General features: G+C 52.1%; 23 protein-coding genes. 8 read left to right on the forward strand and 15 right to left on the reverse strand.

Features of this window, described 5'->3' with window-relative positions; translation table 11 throughout:
- Positions 1 to 42 precede the first annotated feature (42 nt).
- From ettA to KGP26_RS03675, 15 genes are all read right to left on the reverse strand, one after another.
- Positions 43 to 1,710, reverse strand: a complete 1,668-nt coding sequence (gene ettA / locus KGP26_RS03605) for an energy-dependent translational throttle protein EttA (protein WP_021179229.1) — start codon at positions 1,708 to 1,710, stop codon at positions 43 to 45.
- Positions 1,711 to 1,739: 29 nt separating this feature from the next.
- On the reverse strand, positions 1,740 to 3,032 hold the full coding sequence (locus KGP26_RS03610; protein WP_223665024.1) for a site-specific integrase: 1,293 nt from the start codon (positions 3,030 to 3,032) through the stop codon (positions 1,740 to 1,742).
- Between the two features lie 13 nt (positions 3,033 to 3,045).
- On the reverse strand, positions 3,046 to 3,318 hold the full coding sequence (gene xisR / locus KGP26_RS03615) for an excisionase family protein (protein ID WP_223665025.1): 273 nt from the start codon (positions 3,316 to 3,318) through the stop codon (positions 3,046 to 3,048).
- Between the two features lie 51 nt (positions 3,319 to 3,369).
- Complete coding sequence (locus KGP26_RS03620; protein WP_223665026.1) at positions 3,370 to 4,350, reverse strand: hypothetical protein; 981 nt, start codon at positions 4,348 to 4,350, stop codon at positions 3,370 to 3,372.
- A 1-nt stretch (position 4,351) separates the two neighbouring features.
- On the reverse strand, positions 4,352 to 4,801 hold the full coding sequence (locus KGP26_RS03625; RefSeq protein ID WP_223665027.1) for a hypothetical protein: 450 nt from the start codon (positions 4,799 to 4,801) through the stop codon (positions 4,352 to 4,354).
- Positions 4,801 to 5,130, reverse strand: coding sequence for a hypothetical protein (locus KGP26_RS03630; protein ID WP_223665028.1), 330 nt, complete (start codon positions 5,128 to 5,130; stop codon positions 4,801 to 4,803). Before KGP26_RS03630 ends, KGP26_RS03625 begins: the two co-directional genes overlap by 1 nt.
- Positions 5,130 to 5,648, reverse strand: a complete 519-nt coding sequence (locus tag KGP26_RS03635; protein WP_223665029.1) for a hypothetical protein — start codon at positions 5,646 to 5,648, stop codon at positions 5,130 to 5,132. Before KGP26_RS03635 ends, KGP26_RS03630 begins: the two co-directional genes overlap by 1 nt.
- A complete protein-coding gene (locus KGP26_RS03640; RefSeq protein WP_223665030.1) occupies positions 5,645 to 6,733 on the reverse strand; it encodes a DGQHR domain-containing protein in 1,089 nt (362 codons plus the stop codon). Before KGP26_RS03640 ends, KGP26_RS03635 begins: the two co-directional genes overlap by 4 nt.
- Positions 6,730 to 7,413, reverse strand: coding sequence for a hypothetical protein (locus KGP26_RS03645; protein WP_223665031.1), 684 nt, complete (start codon positions 7,411 to 7,413; stop codon positions 6,730 to 6,732). The genes KGP26_RS03640 and KGP26_RS03645 overlap by 4 nt, the downstream gene beginning before the upstream one ends.
- Positions 7,410 to 7,601: a DUF1482 family protein gene (locus KGP26_RS03650; RefSeq protein WP_223665032.1), complete on the reverse strand. Its 192-nt coding sequence runs from the start codon at positions 7,599 to 7,601 to the stop codon at positions 7,410 to 7,412. The genes KGP26_RS03645 and KGP26_RS03650 overlap by 4 nt, the downstream gene beginning before the upstream one ends.
- Positions 7,601 to 8,134, reverse strand: coding sequence for an HD family hydrolase (locus tag KGP26_RS03655; protein WP_223665033.1), 534 nt, complete (start codon positions 8,132 to 8,134; stop codon positions 7,601 to 7,603). Before KGP26_RS03655 ends, KGP26_RS03650 begins: the two co-directional genes overlap by 1 nt.
- An 84-nt stretch (positions 8,135 to 8,218) precedes the next feature.
- On the reverse strand, positions 8,219 to 9,046 hold the full coding sequence (locus KGP26_RS03660) for a YfdQ family protein (protein ID WP_223665034.1): 828 nt from the start codon (positions 9,044 to 9,046) through the stop codon (positions 8,219 to 8,221).
- 43 nt (positions 9,047 to 9,089) lie between these two features.
- A complete protein-coding gene (locus tag KGP26_RS03665) occupies positions 9,090 to 9,461 on the reverse strand; it encodes a hypothetical protein (RefSeq protein WP_223537310.1) in 372 nt (123 codons plus the stop codon).
- A gap of 952 nt (positions 9,462 to 10,413) precedes the next feature.
- Positions 10,414 to 10,809: a hypothetical protein gene (locus KGP26_RS03670; RefSeq protein ID WP_209526976.1), complete on the reverse strand. Its 396-nt coding sequence runs from the start codon at positions 10,807 to 10,809 to the stop codon at positions 10,414 to 10,416.
- Positions 10,810 to 11,050: 241 nt separating this feature from the next.
- Complete coding sequence (locus tag KGP26_RS03675; protein ID WP_223665035.1) at positions 11,051 to 11,734, reverse strand: S24 family peptidase; 684 nt, start codon at positions 11,732 to 11,734, stop codon at positions 11,051 to 11,053.
- A 108-nt stretch (positions 11,735 to 11,842) separates the two neighbouring features.
- Between KGP26_RS03675 and KGP26_RS03680 the strand changes: the two genes are divergently transcribed.
- From KGP26_RS03680 to KGP26_RS03715, 8 genes are all read left to right on the forward strand, one after another.
- The gene (locus KGP26_RS03680; RefSeq protein WP_223665036.1) at positions 11,843 to 12,088 is read left to right on the forward strand and encodes a YdaS family helix-turn-helix protein; all 246 of its coding nucleotides are present in this window, start codon (positions 11,843 to 11,845) and stop codon (positions 12,086 to 12,088) included.
- A 37-nt stretch (positions 12,089 to 12,125) separates the two neighbouring features.
- Positions 12,126 to 12,599 (forward strand): YmfL family putative regulatory protein, encoded by a 474-nt coding sequence (locus KGP26_RS03685; protein WP_223665037.1) that lies wholly within the window; start codon positions 12,126 to 12,128, stop codon positions 12,597 to 12,599.
- A 63-nt stretch (positions 12,600 to 12,662) separates the two neighbouring features.
- Positions 12,663 to 12,851: a hypothetical protein gene (locus KGP26_RS03690; RefSeq protein WP_059199667.1), complete on the forward strand. Its 189-nt coding sequence runs from the start codon at positions 12,663 to 12,665 to the stop codon at positions 12,849 to 12,851.
- A complete protein-coding gene (locus KGP26_RS03695; protein ID WP_223665038.1) occupies positions 12,851 to 13,030 on the forward strand; it encodes a DUF4222 domain-containing protein in 180 nt (59 codons plus the stop codon). Before KGP26_RS03690 ends, KGP26_RS03695 begins: the two co-directional genes overlap by 1 nt.
- Positions 13,027 to 14,154, forward strand: coding sequence for a conserved phage C-terminal domain-containing protein (locus KGP26_RS03700; RefSeq protein WP_223665039.1), 1,128 nt, complete (start codon positions 13,027 to 13,029; stop codon positions 14,152 to 14,154). Before KGP26_RS03695 ends, KGP26_RS03700 begins: the two co-directional genes overlap by 4 nt.
- Complete coding sequence (locus KGP26_RS03705) at positions 14,151 to 14,393, forward strand: hypothetical protein (RefSeq protein ID WP_209526991.1); 243 nt, start codon at positions 14,151 to 14,153, stop codon at positions 14,391 to 14,393. The genes KGP26_RS03700 and KGP26_RS03705 overlap by 4 nt, the downstream gene beginning before the upstream one ends.
- Entirely contained in the window at positions 14,390 to 15,613 is a 1,224-nt protein-coding gene (locus KGP26_RS03710; protein ID WP_223665040.1) for a site-specific DNA-methyltransferase, read from the forward strand. Before KGP26_RS03705 ends, KGP26_RS03710 begins: the two co-directional genes overlap by 4 nt.
- Entirely contained in the window at positions 15,610 to 15,981 is a 372-nt protein-coding gene (locus tag KGP26_RS03715; RefSeq protein ID WP_223665041.1) for a RusA family crossover junction endodeoxyribonuclease, read from the forward strand. Before KGP26_RS03710 ends, KGP26_RS03715 begins: the two co-directional genes overlap by 4 nt.
- Positions 15,982 to 16,042: the final 61 nt, after the last annotated feature.

A 16,042-nucleotide genomic window follows, 5' to 3' on the forward strand; every position in this document is an offset into this window, starting at 1 on the left:
CCGCAAAATGCGGGCTTGAGAGCATAGATAGCCAACCGGATGTTACTTGGTGACTTTCTTGTACTTGATACGGCGAGGTTCCAGTGCATCGGCACCCAGAGTACGTTTTTTGTACTCTTCGTATTCGGTAAAGTTGCCTTCGAAGAACTCTACCTTGCCTTCATCCTGATAGTCCAGAATGTGGGTGGCAATACGGTCGAGGAACCAACGGTCGTGCGAGATCACCATCGCACAGCCCGGGAACTCCAGCAGGGCGTTTTCTAGCGCGCGCAGGGTTTCGATATCCAGGTCGTTGGTGGGTTCGTCGAGCAGCAGTACGTTGCCGCCAACCTGCAGCAGCTTGGCCAGATGCAGACGGCCACGTTCACCGCCAGACAGTTCGCCCACGCGTTTGCCTTGATCGACGCCCTTGAAGTTAAAGCGGCCAACGTAGGCACGGCTTGGCATTTCGGTGTTGCCCACGCGCATGATGTCCTGGCCGCCGGAAACTTCTTCCCACACGGTTTTGGAGTTATCCATGCTGTCGCGGAACTGATCGACCGAGGCCAGCTTGACGGTATCGCCCAGCACGATGCTGCCGGAATCAGGTTGTTCCTGGCCGGACATCATACGGAACAGTGTGGATTTACCCGCGCCGTTCGGGCCGATGATGCCAACGATGGCACCCTTAGGGACCGCGAAGGTGAGATCTTCGATCAGCAGGCGGTCGCCGTAGGATTTACGCAGATTGTTAACTTCAACCACTTTATCGCCCAGGCGGGTGCCAGGTGGGATAAACAGTTCGTTGGTTTCGTTACGTTTCTGATATTCGGTGCTGTTAAGTTCTTCAAAACGTGCCAGGCGGGCCTTGCCCTTGGACTGACGGCCTTTGGCACCTTGACGCACCCACTCCAGCTCTTTCTCGATCGACTTGCGGCGAGCGGCTTCGGTTGAGGCTTCTTGCGCCAGACGAGCGTCTTTCTGCTCCAGCCAGGAAGAGTAGTTACCTTCCCACGGAATACCTTCGCCACGGTCCAGCTCCAGGATCCAGCCAGCCACGTTATCGAGGAAGTAACGGTCGTGGGTGATCGCCACTACGGTGCCTTCGAAGTCGTGCAGGAAGCGTTCCAGCCAGGCCACGGATTCGGCATCCAGGTGGTTGGTCGGTTCGTCCAGCAGCAGCATGTCTGGTTTTTCCAGCAGCAGGCGGCACAGCGCTACGCGGCGGCGCTCACCACCGGACAGGTTGGCGATTTTTGCGTCCCACTCCGGCAGGCGCAGTGCATCGGCGGCGCGCTCCAGCTGGGTGTTGAGGTTGTGACCATCGTGAGCCTGAATGATCTCTTCCAGGCGGCCCTGCTCAGCGGCCAGCTTGTCGAAGTCGGCCCCTTCTTCAGCGTACAGGGCGTACACTTCATCAAGGCGCTTGAGGGCACCGACCACTTCTGCCATCGCTTCTTCAACCGACTCGCGGACGCTGTGCTCCATATTGAGCTGCGGTTCCTGCGGCAGATAGCCGATCTTGATGCCCGGCTGCGGGCGAGCTTCCCCTTCGATATCGGTATCGATGCCGGCCATAATGCGCAGCAGGGTAGACTTACCGGAACCGTTCAGGCCCAGTACGCCAATTTTGGCCCCAGGGAAGAAACTCAGGGAAATGTTTTTCAGAATATGACGCTTCGGCGGAACTACTTTGCCGACGCGGTGCATGGTATAGACGTATTGAGCCACGTTGCTCTAAGCCTCTTGGTTACTAGTGTTTATGATGTCCCACTCTTGTCATGGGGCATGTATGGGGCATTTTTGCTTAACTTTGAATTTAACAGTGCCAGCTGGTCAGTATTGTGATCTGGTATCCAGTCGCCGTACACGTTAAACAGCATCTGCGCCGAGGTATGCCCCATCTGCGTTGCAATAAACGCAGGATTCGCCCCGGCGGACAATGACCAGCACGCAAAAGTGTGGCGCGACTGGTACGCTTTACGATGCCGAAGTTTAGCCCGTTTCAAAGCTTTATCCCAGTTATCACTGATCGATGTGACCGTATAGCGATCTCCGACAATGCCGTGGGAGTTTATTCCCGGCTTGAAAACGAAGGTGCATGCGTCCTCCCGCCTCTTCCCCACTTCCCTTAGCATCACGTCTACGGTGATCTGCGGCATCAGTCTGGTTAACGCCTGTTGCCTTTTCAGTGCATCCAGCACCGGCTGCATGAGGAATATCACACGGTCGGTACCGGCTTGAGTTTTCGGTAAGGTGTATTGCTTAACCGAAGTCCAGTTGCGGCGCACGGTCAGCGTTCCTGCCTGCAGATCGATATCCTCCCACGCCAGTGCAGCTATTTCGCCGTGGCGCAGCCCCGTATAGACTGCCAAAGTCCACAGGTTCACTGATTGCTCATTACGGCAAGCGGCGATTAGCCTGGCAAATTCATCCTGCGATAGTGGATCAGGTCGAACCTTCGAACGTTTCAACTTGTTGACGGCGATCCCGGGGTCCGCATCAATATAGCCATTGTCATACCCAAACTTGATCGCGCCTTTGGTACAGGTCAGGTAGTCGTTGACCGTGGCCACGCTGCGGCCTTTGGTTACTGTTTTACGATTACGCCGCGGCCTTTGCAAACCGGTCAGCAGCTCGTTTCTCAGCAGCAACAAATCCTCTTGCGTGAGCGTCCTGGCCAGTCGGTTCTTCCCGATAATCTGGCTGCATGTTTCCAGCTTAACCTGGTACCTGCGGTGAGTATTGAGGGACAGCTCAGGCACTTTGATTGAGAGGTAACGGGAGAAGAGTTCGGCGACCGTCAGATCTTTGCTTGCGCCTTTGCCTTCTGAAACCGCCGCTGATTGAGGGAACTGTTTGGCGTAATCAAAGGTCCCTGAACGGATCGCGAAGCAAACAGCCTGGCGCATTTCCCCTGCCGCTTTCCGGTTCCTTGGGGTGTCAGGGATCCCCAGTGATTCCCGCCGGCGCTTCCCATTAAAAATAAACCAAATGCGAAGGAAACCACCGTGGCTTTCCACCCCGGTGGGATAAGTTTTTTTCTTCTCCATGACATAGCCTTATTCATTCCGTCGGCTGGTGGCCACACTGGCTTGTGAACCAGGCATTGATCGTGGGGAGGTGGTACATGGTGTCACTGTTGGGCTTGTTACAGCCATCGGTTGATACCAGGATCCATTCCTTCCCTTGCCGCCAGGCACCTTTACGACGGAAAGCACGTATTTTCCCATCCGTAAGACCGGTAACCAGCATCAGATGCTCTTTGGTTATCCAGTCGTTAGGCTGGACGATTATTGCGCTCATGCTTTGTAAGGCTGATAACTCGAGAGCTGCCATAGTATTTCTCCACACGTCCTATATTAGGCCCGCTGCAACGGGCCACAAAGATTACTGCTGGTGGCCGGCTGGTAAATTGCCACACACCTGGTCTACAAATATGTCGATCTCATCCGGTACTGTTGCCAACATTGCGGCGCAGCAGCCTTTCCATGCTGACCTAGCGATACCAAGGTTTACGGGACAGCTTAGGGTTACTCCACGGTTGTAATCACCATGTACCCAGGCATTAAACTCAGCATCACCAGGCACTACCGGATCAACTTTTGATGCTGCCAGTCGCCGCAAGTCTGAAACCAACTCTGAGGCCCAGTCTTGCCACTCGTCAGGGAGAGCACCAGCCGAACCCGCTATATGGTTCGCTATGTTGATCAATTGATCTGTTGGTACCGCTGCTGCAGCGTAAGGGGACTTGGCACTGCAACCATCCGGAATTACCGGAGAGTTCAACGTGTAACCCTGGCTAACAGGTTGTAGCATTGCGGCGCGCAGCAAGTTAACGGACGCGTTAGAGCCTCTGTCATCGCCATTGCAACGAGCGATAAAGTCATCAATCCAGTCAAGAGCCGCAGCCACTTCATCCGGAACCGCTGGCGCTCGCTGTTCGTTGTACTGCCTGCGCATATCCCAGCCCCAGCAGAAGAAGCCGAAATAGTTCTCTTTGTCCCCAAGTTGCCAACCATCGGTAGTAACCATTTCCTGCACACGCTCCCATGCCAAGGTGCGGCACTTATCAGCGTCGGCACTCTCACAGAAAGTTACTGGTGTAGGCACTGCAGGCGCAGGCGGGGCGGCGAATAAGTCATGCCACCCATTCGGTAGGCGTTGATGCATCCAGCGATCATTAACGAGTACGCCGCTGATGACTTCAATCTGCGCAACTGGTTCCCCATTTGCCTCCCGCACAGCCAGCAGCTCTTTAGCCATCCGATAATCGGCGTTTGTGCGAATAACCATGCAATGGCCTTTTTCGTGACTGTCGATAATCTGGCGCAGTTCTGCGTTCGTTATTTTTTCATCTAGCTCTGACATATCACTCCCCCTCGACCTCAACCTTAAAGCCTGCCGTTGCAGCTTCTACCATCACTGCCGCAAGGCTCACCACTACGTGTTCGCTAATAAACTCACAGGCTATGCCGATATCGCATTTCCGCAACTTGATAGGCTGCTGTAGTCGCTGCTCTGCTGCCACCGCGCGTAGAAAATTGCGCGTATTGGCCTCAGTAAATTCTCTCGATAAAACGGCCAGAGCGTCAATAATCCGTTCTTTCTCTTCCAGCGCTGCCAGCAACTGATCGATAACTGCGGAAACGCGCAAGGCTGTTTCAGTGATTGGCAAGTCACAGTCATGTTCTTGGCCGTTCTCACCCAAATCGGACATAACAGCAAAGCTATCGCTGTCAATTTCGTTTTCAGCAAGTTGCATCATCAGGCCGGATAACGTTTCGGCTTCAAGCCGCAGCGCTTCTAATTTATCTGTCATCAGCCCTCATCCTCATCGTCGTCGCCGCTCATAACCAGCCGTGTATCGTCCGGCACTTCCATTGTCAGCAATGGGCTATAGCCACTGTCATGCATGGAGTACATGACCGGCCACTTTGGAATCGGTACGCCTTCATCAACTTGGCATACCCCGATCGTCCAGCAGGCAATGTTGCCCACGCCGTACAGGGCAATGACGAGCAACTCACCATCGGCGGATTTCAGGTGATATGTTCCCGGCGTACTAAAACAGCCAATCTCTTCCGTGATAGCGCCAGTGACTTCGAACAAGTCATCGCTTGCGCCGAAAAATCTCAGTGTTTTGCCCATCAGTAACCTCCCCGCCGCGTTGCCAACCTGATCTGCTGATACATTTCACCAGCTGCTACACGTTCCTCACCCAGATCGCAGGCGCAGAAATAAGCGTGAGCTGCCTTTGTGCATTCCCGGTGCAGGCGGAGTAACTCGATTTTCAGCGCCTCAACGTGGCATCTGCTGATAAGGTCTGCCAGGGCAGTTGGCTCACCCTCAACGGGGCAGAGCCAGTGACATACCGGGCCGTCCTCGGTATCGTGGATAGAGCCGATAAACCAGCCTTCACCTGCTGGTGGAGTAGGGATCCACTTGCTAATATCGCCGTCGCCAGCTTCCAGGGCTTCCAACTGTTCATCAGTGACATCGCTTTCCATCCACTGCAGGTGGCCAACAACACGATTAGCATCCAGCCAGGCTTCAAACTCACCTGGTGCGGCGCATTCCATGCCGTTAGCCGGTTCGAAGAAATTGGGGTGAGTCCAAAAGCCGTGCTGATCGCGCTGCGGCTCCATTGCTGTAATTAAAGTGATCATGCTTTTTCCCCTTGCGGTAATGACTGGCCTTTAATGACTTCAACGAGACGATCGGCAGCTGCTTTCTGGGCTACGACACTGGCCATGACGGTAGGGCGCTCTTTATCAACATTCGCGCAAATACCGCCCCAGTTCTTGATCAGGAAGAAATCCTCTCTGTCGGCGGTATCTGTGGTGATTGAAAGGTTATCCATCAGCTGGGTAATGTCGCTGACAGAACGGTCCTGCAGAAGGCGCTGCACCGCGAAGCCGAAAGCGTTGATCATTACAGCGTGGAACTGTAGATAATCCTTTTTGTAATCGCTCTGGTTTGTGCCCACACGAACGTCATCGATCGCGGTCAGGTTTACCCATGATTGCCAGATAGATTCGATATCTTCAGCCGCCAGCTTTTTGTCACCCTCACCAATAAACTTGGATGTGGCATCACACAGCGCTTTAAAGCTGACCCAGTAAGAACTTTTGGAAGGAACAACGTTATGCTCAAAGTCAGTGATGAGAGCAAACGTGTCATTCTTACGGAGGAACGACACCATCATTTGCGCTACGTCGTCGCGACCGTCGTAGACCATGTTGATCGCGGCCGCCGGCTTTGAAACGTTGTTGTTGATATCAGAGAAGAATTGCTGCCTGATTTTCAGCGGTAACTTCTGCGTAAGCATCAAGGGCACAGCTAATAACGAGCTATAGCTATGGCAGAACTCTTCTATACCAGCAGCTCTATGCTGACCATCGAACAGTAGGATCTCGGCATCCATAGGGAAGCGCACAACACCCACGTTAGTATTCCCGAAGGGTTCAAACTCAATATCGCTATCGCAGTTGCCAACGAGCGGAGGAATGATGAAAGGCAAGCCTTTCTCAGTAGATTCGACCAGGTAGTTGTAGAACTTCTTCACCCGGGCCTTGTTAATTTCCCGCTGAGAACGCTCGAGAGCATGCCCAAAGTTATCCGATGCCAAGACGCGGGTAAGCGTTCTGCCGGGAACACTCATCAGCAGGATCTGAGTATCACCCTGAAAGCCGTACGATGCAGGGAACTCAAAAAAGTGTGTCATGCTGCTTTTGGTCGGAGCCTTGCTCATGCTGCCTCCAGTTGATAGACAAAGAATTTACCCATAGCACCGTTGACCAGGTTGCGACGGTCATACTGTTGGATGCCCCAGACAATCGCGAACAGACACCAAATAAACCCGCTGGTAACCCTTCGGCAGCTGTCCTCCCAAAAGTCGCTAAGGTCGATATAATCAGAGGTGAACTCTTGGTAAGCAGTGCAAGCCTCCCATTCGCTGTACGAACCGCGTTTCAATTCGTTGATATCTGCAAGGACATCTGCCTTAATTTTGTCGGTTATGCCGTCACTGTCTTCTATACCATCCAGCCAATCGTCGTAAAACTCCTGGGCACGAGCCTCAAAGGCTGTAGAAGACCATTCGGTGTAAACTTCACGGCAGTGACCGGAACCCATCTGGAGCTTTTCGGCCCAGTAGCCTGCGTTGATGGCAGGATCATCACCGTGGCGCTCGTAATCGCGGTGATCCATGCGGAAGAAATCGAACATGTCATGCAGGCGGCGGAAAACGTAGGTACCCATGTCACCGCCAATACACAGATGGCCAGGCCAAGTGGTCAGCGTGAAGTGGTAACAACTGCTACCGCCATGAGAGAAGTGCAAGTGGCGGAAAACGCCGTTATCTTTCTCAATGCTCATTGAGTGGTTACGGGTATCACGCTTGAAGCGCTCCAGAACTTTTTCTTCTTTCATTCCCTTTCTCCCTGATCCTGCTTGGCGACTGGAATTACGGCATCAACCGGCAGGCATTCATACTGGGGTGGCAACTGCTGCTGGTGGATATCCGCCAGGCAGTTGGAGCGGTCCGGGTACACCCAGCCCTGGGGGACATAATCGCAAGGCTGGTAGGTGTAGCAGACGAGGAGGAATAGACCGAACATCAGGACCCCCTTACGCCGGAGAGCTGCAGGAACCGCTGCATAAACATGGTACGGGCCTGTAGCGGATTAACAGGGCATACCAGGATCACGTCCGAAGGTGCGATGCCTGCAAGCATCGGCCATGGCTCGGCGTCATCGATATCAAGATCCCGGCGCTCGGTCGCCAGCAGGACCAGATCGGCATGCTTAACTGCTGCGCTCTGGGTCGGAGGTAGCCCGAACTTATGGCGGATCACGAAATCAATACTGTTTTCAATCCCGCGGTAATCTGGAATAAGCTTTTTCAGTGGTGATGGAATATCTTTGCAATAGGCTTCATGGGCATCATGCAATAAGGCTTCCAGTGCGAATTCAGCAGGTACGATCTGGCTGACTAAAATGCAATGCTGTGCCACGCTATAGAATTCAGGCAGGTGACCGGCAAAGCGGCATTCATGCGATAAAGCCTGCGCAATATCTTCAATGCAGATACTATCAACTTTTGGGTTGGCATAATTAAAATGCTTCCCGGTGAATGTTTGAATCCATGACATATATACTTCTCCACACGGTTTAGGCAACACTTCACCAAATACCCCATTACTGGGGTATTTGAGGCTGCATTACTTAATTAAAAATCAGGCTTTAAAATTACCAATAAAGGTATCAACTGGTTTACCTTCGAATTTACCGATCAGCAGATTGCGGAATTCATTGGCGATAGCTTCTTCCTGTGCTTCAAGTTGAACGATGCGAAGGGTGAAGCACGGCTCATCACTTTTAAGAAGGCTATTGCGAAGGCTGAACGGGCGCTCACTCAGACCTTCATAGGGGACGCATTTAAATTCAAATGCAACCGGCATGACCTCTTTGCTGGTAGCCTCAACACTTTGCATCAGTGATTTTTTACCGCTGAAATCACCATCTTCATGATCCGCTTCCTGCATCTGTTTAATACTGACGCGACGAACTGCGCTAGCGGCCTGCGCCATCGTCAAAGTCTGGCCGTCAGCACTAAACGCGGTAAGGAACTCGCTCCAGTCTTCCAACCACTCTGCAATCTGCTTCTGGTTAAGGCGCTTGCCATCGATCGCCAGCAGCGCGCGGAATGGTGCAGTTTTTTTGAGTTGGATCTCAGCAGCGTTATCTGCGTGCCCTGGGGCTTCAAGGGTGCCGATGTTGAACACAGCGCGGGCGCTCATGTTATCCGCGTCGATAAAACAGCGGGCAGGCTCATCAGCATTGGCGTAGCCAGCTGAGTAACGCACGAAGTCATCAATGCTGGTTGTTTCCATGCAGCCACGGAAGCGGAAACGCTCAAGCTTAAAGCGCTCCAGACTTTCAATGCCAACACCTTCAGGAAGAATTGCAGTAGGGCAAGCAAGGCTATCAATATCGCGAAGATGATATCCAGAAATAACCAAGTCTTTAACTTGCTGAATTGCGGTTCCATCTAATTGAGACATAATAAATAATCCTTATTAATACTAGATTGATAAATGCGCTTTATTACTGCGCGACTTTTAATTTTCCGTCAGGGTGACCAGCAACCGTAAATAATTGGCCTTGATCTTCTTGAAGAATAGTCAGCTTGCCACCCTTGCCGACATACATAGGCGTTTCAGTAGTATCTTCTTCTGAAACTTTCCCTCGAGGGGTAGGGGTGACAAATTTCAGTTTATGCTTAATGCTGACGCGTTTTTCCTCAACCGAATTACTGAGGCGGTCAAGATCAAATTCAAGAACGACTTTCCCCTTTCCACCATTATTGAGAACGCCCAGCGCGGTAGCGTTTAAAGCTGCTGAGATTTTGTTTTCAAATACACCGGCATCCAGTTCCCCGAGAAAATCAGGGACGTTAGTTTTGCGGTCTTCACTCATTGAAATACCCTCATACGATGCGGCGATCGCCGCGGTCATCTCCACACACCAGGTGGCGCACCGTTCCGGTTTTTCTTAGACTATCCAGGTTTAAGGGTCCGGACAGTACGCCACCTGATGTGTAAAAAGGGCGGCCAGCCTATGAACATTGTCGTCACCTCTCTGTTAGAAGAAGTTCGACTGACCGCCAAAGCTACACACAGCATTGAGTTGTGACACCAGGGCGCTACCCCTGCTTACTTCCCGCCGCTCAGTTTTGGTATTGGCCACCAGTTGCTGTGGCCCAGCCGATTCTCGGGTCTTTGCGTCGGCCGGCGCTGCATTACGCTTGTACACATCACAACGAAAAGAGCACTGCCTTTGACCACCTTGCGCCGCGTTTCCCGTAACGTCGGCTCTGCGACCTCACTACCACGCCGCCAGCGGGAGTTACACAGGTGCTTGCCACATATCCGGTGCAGAGCTCTTATCGTTGTGTGCTCGTCTCTTCCGAGCTGTCATGCCGGTTGAACTCCCCGGCAAGGAGATTTGTGGTGCTGGGCTCACCGTAGTGGCTGGTACCTACGTCCTATTGCCGAACGGGGGTCGAGTCTTCCGACTGCGAACGGCCTCCCGCTTGAATCCGCATACAAACGACTCTCCAACGCTTCACCACAACGGTCTGCTCACTCATGAGTGCTACCCCCACCGCTTCCAAAATTAATGAAAAGGGCGAGTGAGCAGGCCGTTATGGGCCTGGATACTTCTCCACCTCAGGCGGCGGTGGTATCTTGGTGGTGCTTAATCAACCAAGAAGGAAATCTAATGTCATCATTTGAAACTAAAACTGCCCTGGGTACCCCTTCAGCAAATTACGACGTTGCCGCTGAAGCTGTACTGATTTCCCTGATCACCGTTCTAGCCCGGCAAGCTGAAAGCCCAAATAAATTTATCTGGGAAATCGAAAATGAAGTTAAGGCTCGGCTTTCTCCTGACAACCGACGCTCATCCCTGGAAATAGCACAGGAGATTCTTTCTGCTGCTCGGGAGCAAACGCTGAAATAAATTTATCTTTCAGCTGTAGCGAGATCGCTTCGGCGGTTTCGCTTTTCTCCGGCATCCGGTAACCCTGCACGCTTGGATCAAGAACTGAGAGGATAACGGCACGTTGTGTCATAGCGTCCTGCAATGCGATTTGGCTGCGAAGTAATTTTTCAGACAGCTTAACCATCCCAGAGGCAGCAATAACATCCACATCAACCTTCTTAATGCCCCATGCTGCGCTGGTCATTACCAGGTACTGCAAATCAGCGAGGTGCTTATCGCGTTCTGCTGCCAAGCCATCAATAATTGCGTCGATCTTATCCATCCCCAAGCTCCTTACTGAGTACCACCATTTAGCGAATCATCCCGACCTTCTATGCCTCGGGCGGCTACTTCGTGGGCGTCCTGCCTGTTCGTTGTTGATGGGATAAACTATGCTACTTTAAGTAGAATAAATCAACTACCAAAAGTAGAAATAATTAATGTGAATAGTAGCAATGGAGGTATGTTGCTGAATTTTAGGCGAAAAAAAACCGACAAAAGTCGGTTTCTGAAGTGAAGGTAGGCTAAGCGAAATCGTTAAACTTAAGTGGTAGATGTTTGATTAATTTACCAAAAATATAAAGTTCGTTCATTTCGTTGTGCTCAATATAAAACGGCGGATATTTGTCATTATCGGACAAAACCGCAAGCTTTCGCCCTTTAACCTTTTGTAATCGCTTAACAAAAGTCGAATCCTCAAAGTTAAAAACGTACACCCCATCACCATTAAAATGGTCGATCTTGGTGTCGATGAACAACAGATCCTTAGGGCAAAGGGTGGGCATCATGCTATCACCATCAACGTTTATGAGCTGTACGCCTTCAAGGGACTTTCTACCAAAGATTTCGTAAACCCTATCCTCTGGAAATTCAATCGAGCTAACTATTGCTGGAAATTCATTGTTGATGTAGCCAGTTCCAGCTGAAGCGAATACTTCTAATTGGGTCAATCTCACCTGGTTCCTCGATGATTGATCAGGCATTTGTTCTGATGCACCGTACTCCAGATAGGGGGCTGTGCTATCAAGAGCCTTGGCTAACTTATCCATAACAGCGGTACGCGGCTTTGCCGTGCCCATTGTGTACCGTCGCGCCATTTCATATGTCACGCCAGCCTTTTTGGATAGCTCAGTTACGCCGATGTTCTTCCCCTTCATCAAGGAAGACAAGCGCTCAGAGAAACCTTTGTATTTCTGATTTTCTACCATAGGTAGAAGATTACAACTCATACACTCAGTAGTCATTTCTATTTTGAGTAGTTGATTTACTCTACTTAAAGTAGCATTATTCCTGTGAGTCAATTACAGGAGCCCCAAATGACAACCCTCAATATCACTGAACAAGCTGTTAAGGCTGCGGGACCATCTCTTTCGGAGGTGGCGCGGCAGTTTGGCTTCAAATCACCGCAGTCCGTAGCGAATTGGATCATCAACCAGCAGGTTCCCTCTGAGCGAGTTATTCATCTTTGCTCATTGGGGGGATGGCGTTTTACGCCTCATCAGTTGAGGCCCGACATTTACCCCAATCCTAAAGATGGGCTGCCATCCAAAAAGGTTAGTTGAGCAGTCGAAAAATAGTAACTACCAAAAGGAAAACAACATGGTAGAGCAAAACTTGAAAGACGTAGTGAAGGGCATGTGCAAGGCAGTAGCTGGTGGCCGTTCGGCTATGGCCGGTGCGTTGGGCATGACGGACACCACCTTCACCAACAACCTGTATGAGAAGAACGGTTGCCGCTTCTTCGAGATCAGCGAGCTGGAAGCCATGGAAGATATTTCGGGCACTAACCTGCTTACGGAATATTTTGCCCGGCGCCGTGGGTTGCTGGTGGTCGAGATCCCTGTGTTCGAAGAACTGGACCAGGTGGAACTGTTCAGCAAAAGCATTCGCACGGCGGCACGTCGCGGCCATGTGGATCAAATTATCCAGGAGTCGCTTTCTGATGGGGTTATTGATGAGAAAGAAGCAGATGAAATCATGCGCTATCACCGCAAGCATCTGCAAGCGCGTGACGCCGAGGTTAGAGCGATTTTGGAGCTGTTTGGCAAAAAAGCCAAGGGCCAGAAAGGTTGACGCCCAAAGGTTGCAGCCTCTGGGCGTCGGGTGCGAATAAATCGTGTGTGGAGAAATAATCGCATGAGCATTGTAACCAGAAATTCAACAGTACCGCAAATGCGCTGTCGGGCAATGACTGGCGGTAATTCTGCGATGCCGTTCCGGTATGAGGTCAATGTACTTGGTCAGTGGATCGCCAGCAACTACCAGTTTGCGCGCTGGGTGGTAGATAGCGGCAAGTGGCTGGCTCGTGAGCGGGAGGGCGGTTGATGACGACTTTAGCCATTCAGGCCGAATCATATTACCGAGACAATAACCACGTTGTGGTCTTTGTCCACGAGGTTGATCAGGAAAACCAGACCGTTACCTACAGCCCGGTCGGTTACTCGTGGGAGATCACCACCGCAATGATCATCTTCCGTTCACGCTTTATCGGGTTTTCATTATGAGTGCACTAATACAGCTGCTTGACAGGCCAATAGCCTATAACCCGGCCTTCGCCAAGTTGCGGACAGGGAAGATAAGATCTGGCCCGGTCGCAGCCATTTTTCTTTCTCAATTGGTTTACTGGCATAACCGTATGGATGGTGGCTGGATGTACAAAACCCAGGCTGACATAGCTTCCGAGACATCGCTAACTCGTGATGAGCAGGAAACCGCCCGTAAACGTCTGGTAGCGTTAGGTGTGATGGATGAGGAACTGCGCGGCGTGCCTGCCACTATGCATTACCGCATCAATACTGCCCGCCTAGAGGTTCTGCTGACAGAAACAACGAAGCCTCAGAAAAAAACGTCGAAGGAAAAAACCAGATCGCGGAATTGCCAGAATGTGGAAACCCCGCAATCTGGATTGGTGCAATCCCGCAAACAAGAATGCGGTGATGCCGCAAACAAGAATGCTGAAAGCCAGCAAACAAGAATGGGCGACTCCAACGAACAAGCCGGAGGTGATCCCGCAAACTTTCCTACAGGAGATTACACAGAGAATACCCAGGAGAGTACACAGGATAAAAACACTATTGGGCAACCGCCTGCGGCGGCAGCCCAGGATGAGGGTATTTCTGAAGAGATTCACATCACTGACCAAGCCATTTTGGTCTTGAAGCATCTGAACCTTCTGACCGGTGCCAAGTACACCACCGCCAAGTCCACCTTGGAGAACATGCGGGCCCGGCTGGTTGATGGCCATTCACTGGATGAACTGAAACTGGTGGTTGAGTACCTGGTTGATCGTTGGTTGGGTACCGAGTGGGCTAAATACTTGAATCCTGAAACTATGTTCAGGCCAAGTAAATTCCCCGGTAATTTGCTTGCAGCCACTGCATGGCATGACGGGGGCCGAAAGCCAGAACAGGGCCGCACCCCGGCAAACAACACCGATCGCGATGCAGCCTATCGCCGGTTTATCGGCAGCAGTCTGCCCCTACAGAACCCTGGTGAGCTTGAACAACTGGTACGGACAGAGGCCAGCAATGCGGGAGTGCGAGGCATGCAACCTAGTTACTCCGTGAATGCGTGGAACCGTATCTGGGCTGACTGTGAGCAGCGGATCAACGGAGGAAAAGCAGCATGAAACCAGCAACACAGAAGATTTTAGGCGTTAACGTTTACCCGCTGATCGCCATGCTGCAACAGGCCCGCCGTTGGTGGAAGATCCGCGAGTTGAAGCGGTTGTGGTGGGAGGACATGAGCTATCGAAAAATCTGCAAGAAACGTGGATGGGTTAGCAATCTCGAATGGATGAACACCGAAAGCCGGTATCGGTTAATCAAGCTGTATGCCCGTGCAGGGAAAGAAAGGGGGCATCTGTGATCTATCAACTCAATGCAGGCCGCTGTGAAGAAGTGTTGCGCGGTATGGCTGATAACTCTGTTGACTCTATCGTCACCGATCCACCATATGGCCTGAAGTTCATGGGTAACAAGTGGGATTACCAGGTTCCGACCGTAGCCCAATGGGTAGAGTGCCTGCGCGTTCTGAAGCCTGGTGGCCATCTGCTGGCCTTCGGCGGATCACGCACCTATCACCGCCTGGTGGTGAACATCGAGGACGCTGGTTTCGAAATCCGTGATCAGCTTATGTGGATCTACGGCAGCGGGTTCCCAAAGTCGAAAAACCTCACCGATGAGCATGCAGGGAAGGGTACAGCGCTGAAACCAGCCCATGAGCCGATCGTAATGGCGCGTAAGCCGCTGGCAGGGACAGTGGAGGGTAACGTTGACCAATACGGTACAGGCGCCCTGAATATCGATCTGTGCCGTGTGCCGACTGAAGAAGCATTAACCGGTGGCGCCGGTGGCCTTCTGTCGCATGTACGGGATGAAAAAGCCCCAGATGCTGAAGAGTGGAAAGCCGATCAGCTTGGCCGCTGGCCTGCGAATGTCCTGCACGATGGAAGTGAAGAGGTGATCGCCGAGTTCCCGAAGAACGCCGGAGCCAGAGCACCAGTAAAAGGGACCGAGCCAACCAAAAACGGTTTCAGCGGTCCGGTTAAGTTCGGCGGCATGATTAACCGCGTGCAGGGTTACCACCATGGTGATCAAGGCAGCGCGGCTCGTTTCTTCTACTGCGCCAAGGTCAGCAAATCCGAGCGTGACGAGGGCATGGAAAGGTTCGTGCCGTTCTCAGCAAGCGAAATGACCGGAGGCCGCAAAGAAGACAGCGCAGGGATTAACAACCCCCGAGCTGGCGCCGGGCGCACCGGTGGCGCTAGAAACAACCACCCAACGGTTAAACCTGTCGATCTCATGCGCTACCTATGCCGCCTGGTCACCCCTGCTGGTGGTGTAGTGCTGGATCCGTTCATGGGTTCCGGCAGTACCGGCAAAGCAGCGCTGCTAGAGGGGCTTGGTTTCATTGGAATTGAGCTGGATCCCGACCACTTAACTACTGCAGCAGCACGTATTGGCCACTCGCTTAAAGTTCTCGGTGAGACCGATTCAGATACTTATGAGGACTTCCAGCCAGAAGAACAACAACCAGAACCCCAAAATATTCCAGAAATTATTTCTACTGGGGAGGTGGACGCATGATCTTAACCCTCCCATTCCCGCCAAGCATGAACAGCTACTGGCGATCACCGAACAAAGGGGCGCTCAAGGGGCGTCACCTGATCAGCGAAAAAGGCCGCAAGTTCCGGACAGAGGCTATTGCCCGCGTGCTGGAGCAACTGCGCCGTCAGCCTAAGCCGATCACCGCTGATATTGCCGTTACTGTGGTGTTCTGCCCTCCGAACAAGGCGCCTCGGGATCTGGATAACTACTTCAAGGCTCTGTTCGATGCGATGACCCACGCTGGTGTATGGGTAGATGACAAGCAGGTGAAGCGGATCGCTGCTGAGTGGGGGCCGGTAACCAAGGGCGGCAAGGTTGAGCTGAGCATCTGCGAGGTGGCTACGTGAGGGCAGGTGACATCATGAAAAATAAGCAATATAGTGATCCGTGCGCATCCACCCTTGCAGG

Source organism: Serratia sp. JSRIV002 (genome assembly GCF_019968725.1).
Lineage (GTDB): Bacteria > Pseudomonadota > Gammaproteobacteria > Enterobacterales > Enterobacteriaceae > Chania > Chania fonticola_B.

Coding starts and splice junctions, on each gene's coding strand:
- KGP26_RS03610 (WP_223665024.1), bottom strand. CDS start 3,032: ATGGAGAAGAAAAAAACTTATCCCACCGGGGTGGAAAGCCACGGTGGT.
- xisR (WP_223665025.1), bottom strand. CDS start 3,318: ATGGCAGCTCTCGAGTTATCAGCCTTACAAAGCATGAGCGCAATAATC.
- KGP26_RS03620 (WP_223665026.1), bottom strand. CDS start 4,350: ATGTCAGAGCTAGATGAAAAAATAACGAACGCAGAACTGCGCCAGATT.
- KGP26_RS03625 (WP_223665027.1), bottom strand. CDS start 4,801: ATGACAGATAAATTAGAAGCGCTGCGGCTTGAAGCCGAAACGTTATCC.
- KGP26_RS03630 (WP_223665028.1), bottom strand. CDS start 5,130: ATGGGCAAAACACTGAGATTTTTCGGCGCAAGCGATGACTTGTTCGAA.
- KGP26_RS03635 (WP_223665029.1), bottom strand. CDS start 5,648: ATGATCACTTTAATTACAGCAATGGAGCCGCAGCGCGATCAGCACGGC.
- KGP26_RS03640 (WP_223665030.1), bottom strand. CDS start 6,733: ATGAGCAAGGCTCCGACCAAAAGCAGCATGACACACTTTTTTGAGTTC.
- KGP26_RS03645 (WP_223665031.1), bottom strand. CDS start 7,413: ATGAAAGAAGAAAAAGTTCTGGAGCGCTTCAAGCGTGATACCCGTAAC.
- KGP26_RS03650 (WP_223665032.1), bottom strand. CDS start 7,601: ATGTTCGGTCTATTCCTCCTCGTCTGCTACACCTACCAGCCTTGCGAT.
- KGP26_RS03655 (WP_223665033.1), bottom strand. CDS start 8,134: ATGTCATGGATTCAAACATTCACCGGGAAGCATTTTAATTATGCCAAC.
- KGP26_RS03660 (WP_223665034.1), bottom strand. CDS start 9,046: ATGTCTCAATTAGATGGAACCGCAATTCAGCAAGTTAAAGACTTGGTT.
- KGP26_RS03665 (WP_223537310.1), bottom strand. CDS start 9,461: ATGAGTGAAGACCGCAAAACTAACGTCCCTGATTTTCTCGGGGAACTG.
- KGP26_RS03670 (WP_209526976.1), bottom strand. CDS start 10,809: ATGGATAAGATCGACGCAATTATTGATGGCTTGGCAGCAGAACGCGAT.
- KGP26_RS03675 (WP_223665035.1), bottom strand. CDS start 11,734: ATGGTAGAAAATCAGAAATACAAAGGTTTCTCTGAGCGCTTGTCTTCC.
- KGP26_RS03680 (WP_223665036.1), top strand. CDS start 11,843: ATGACAACCCTCAATATCACTGAACAAGCTGTTAAGGCTGCGGGACCA.
- KGP26_RS03685 (WP_223665037.1), top strand. CDS start 12,126: ATGGTAGAGCAAAACTTGAAAGACGTAGTGAAGGGCATGTGCAAGGCA.
- KGP26_RS03690 (WP_059199667.1), top strand. CDS start 12,663: ATGAGCATTGTAACCAGAAATTCAACAGTACCGCAAATGCGCTGTCGG.
- KGP26_RS03695 (WP_223665038.1), top strand. CDS start 12,851: ATGACGACTTTAGCCATTCAGGCCGAATCATATTACCGAGACAATAAC.
- KGP26_RS03700 (WP_223665039.1), top strand. CDS start 13,027: ATGAGTGCACTAATACAGCTGCTTGACAGGCCAATAGCCTATAACCCG.
- KGP26_RS03705 (WP_209526991.1), top strand. CDS start 14,151: ATGAAACCAGCAACACAGAAGATTTTAGGCGTTAACGTTTACCCGCTG.
- KGP26_RS03715 (WP_223665041.1), top strand. CDS start 15,610: ATGATCTTAACCCTCCCATTCCCGCCAAGCATGAACAGCTACTGGCGA.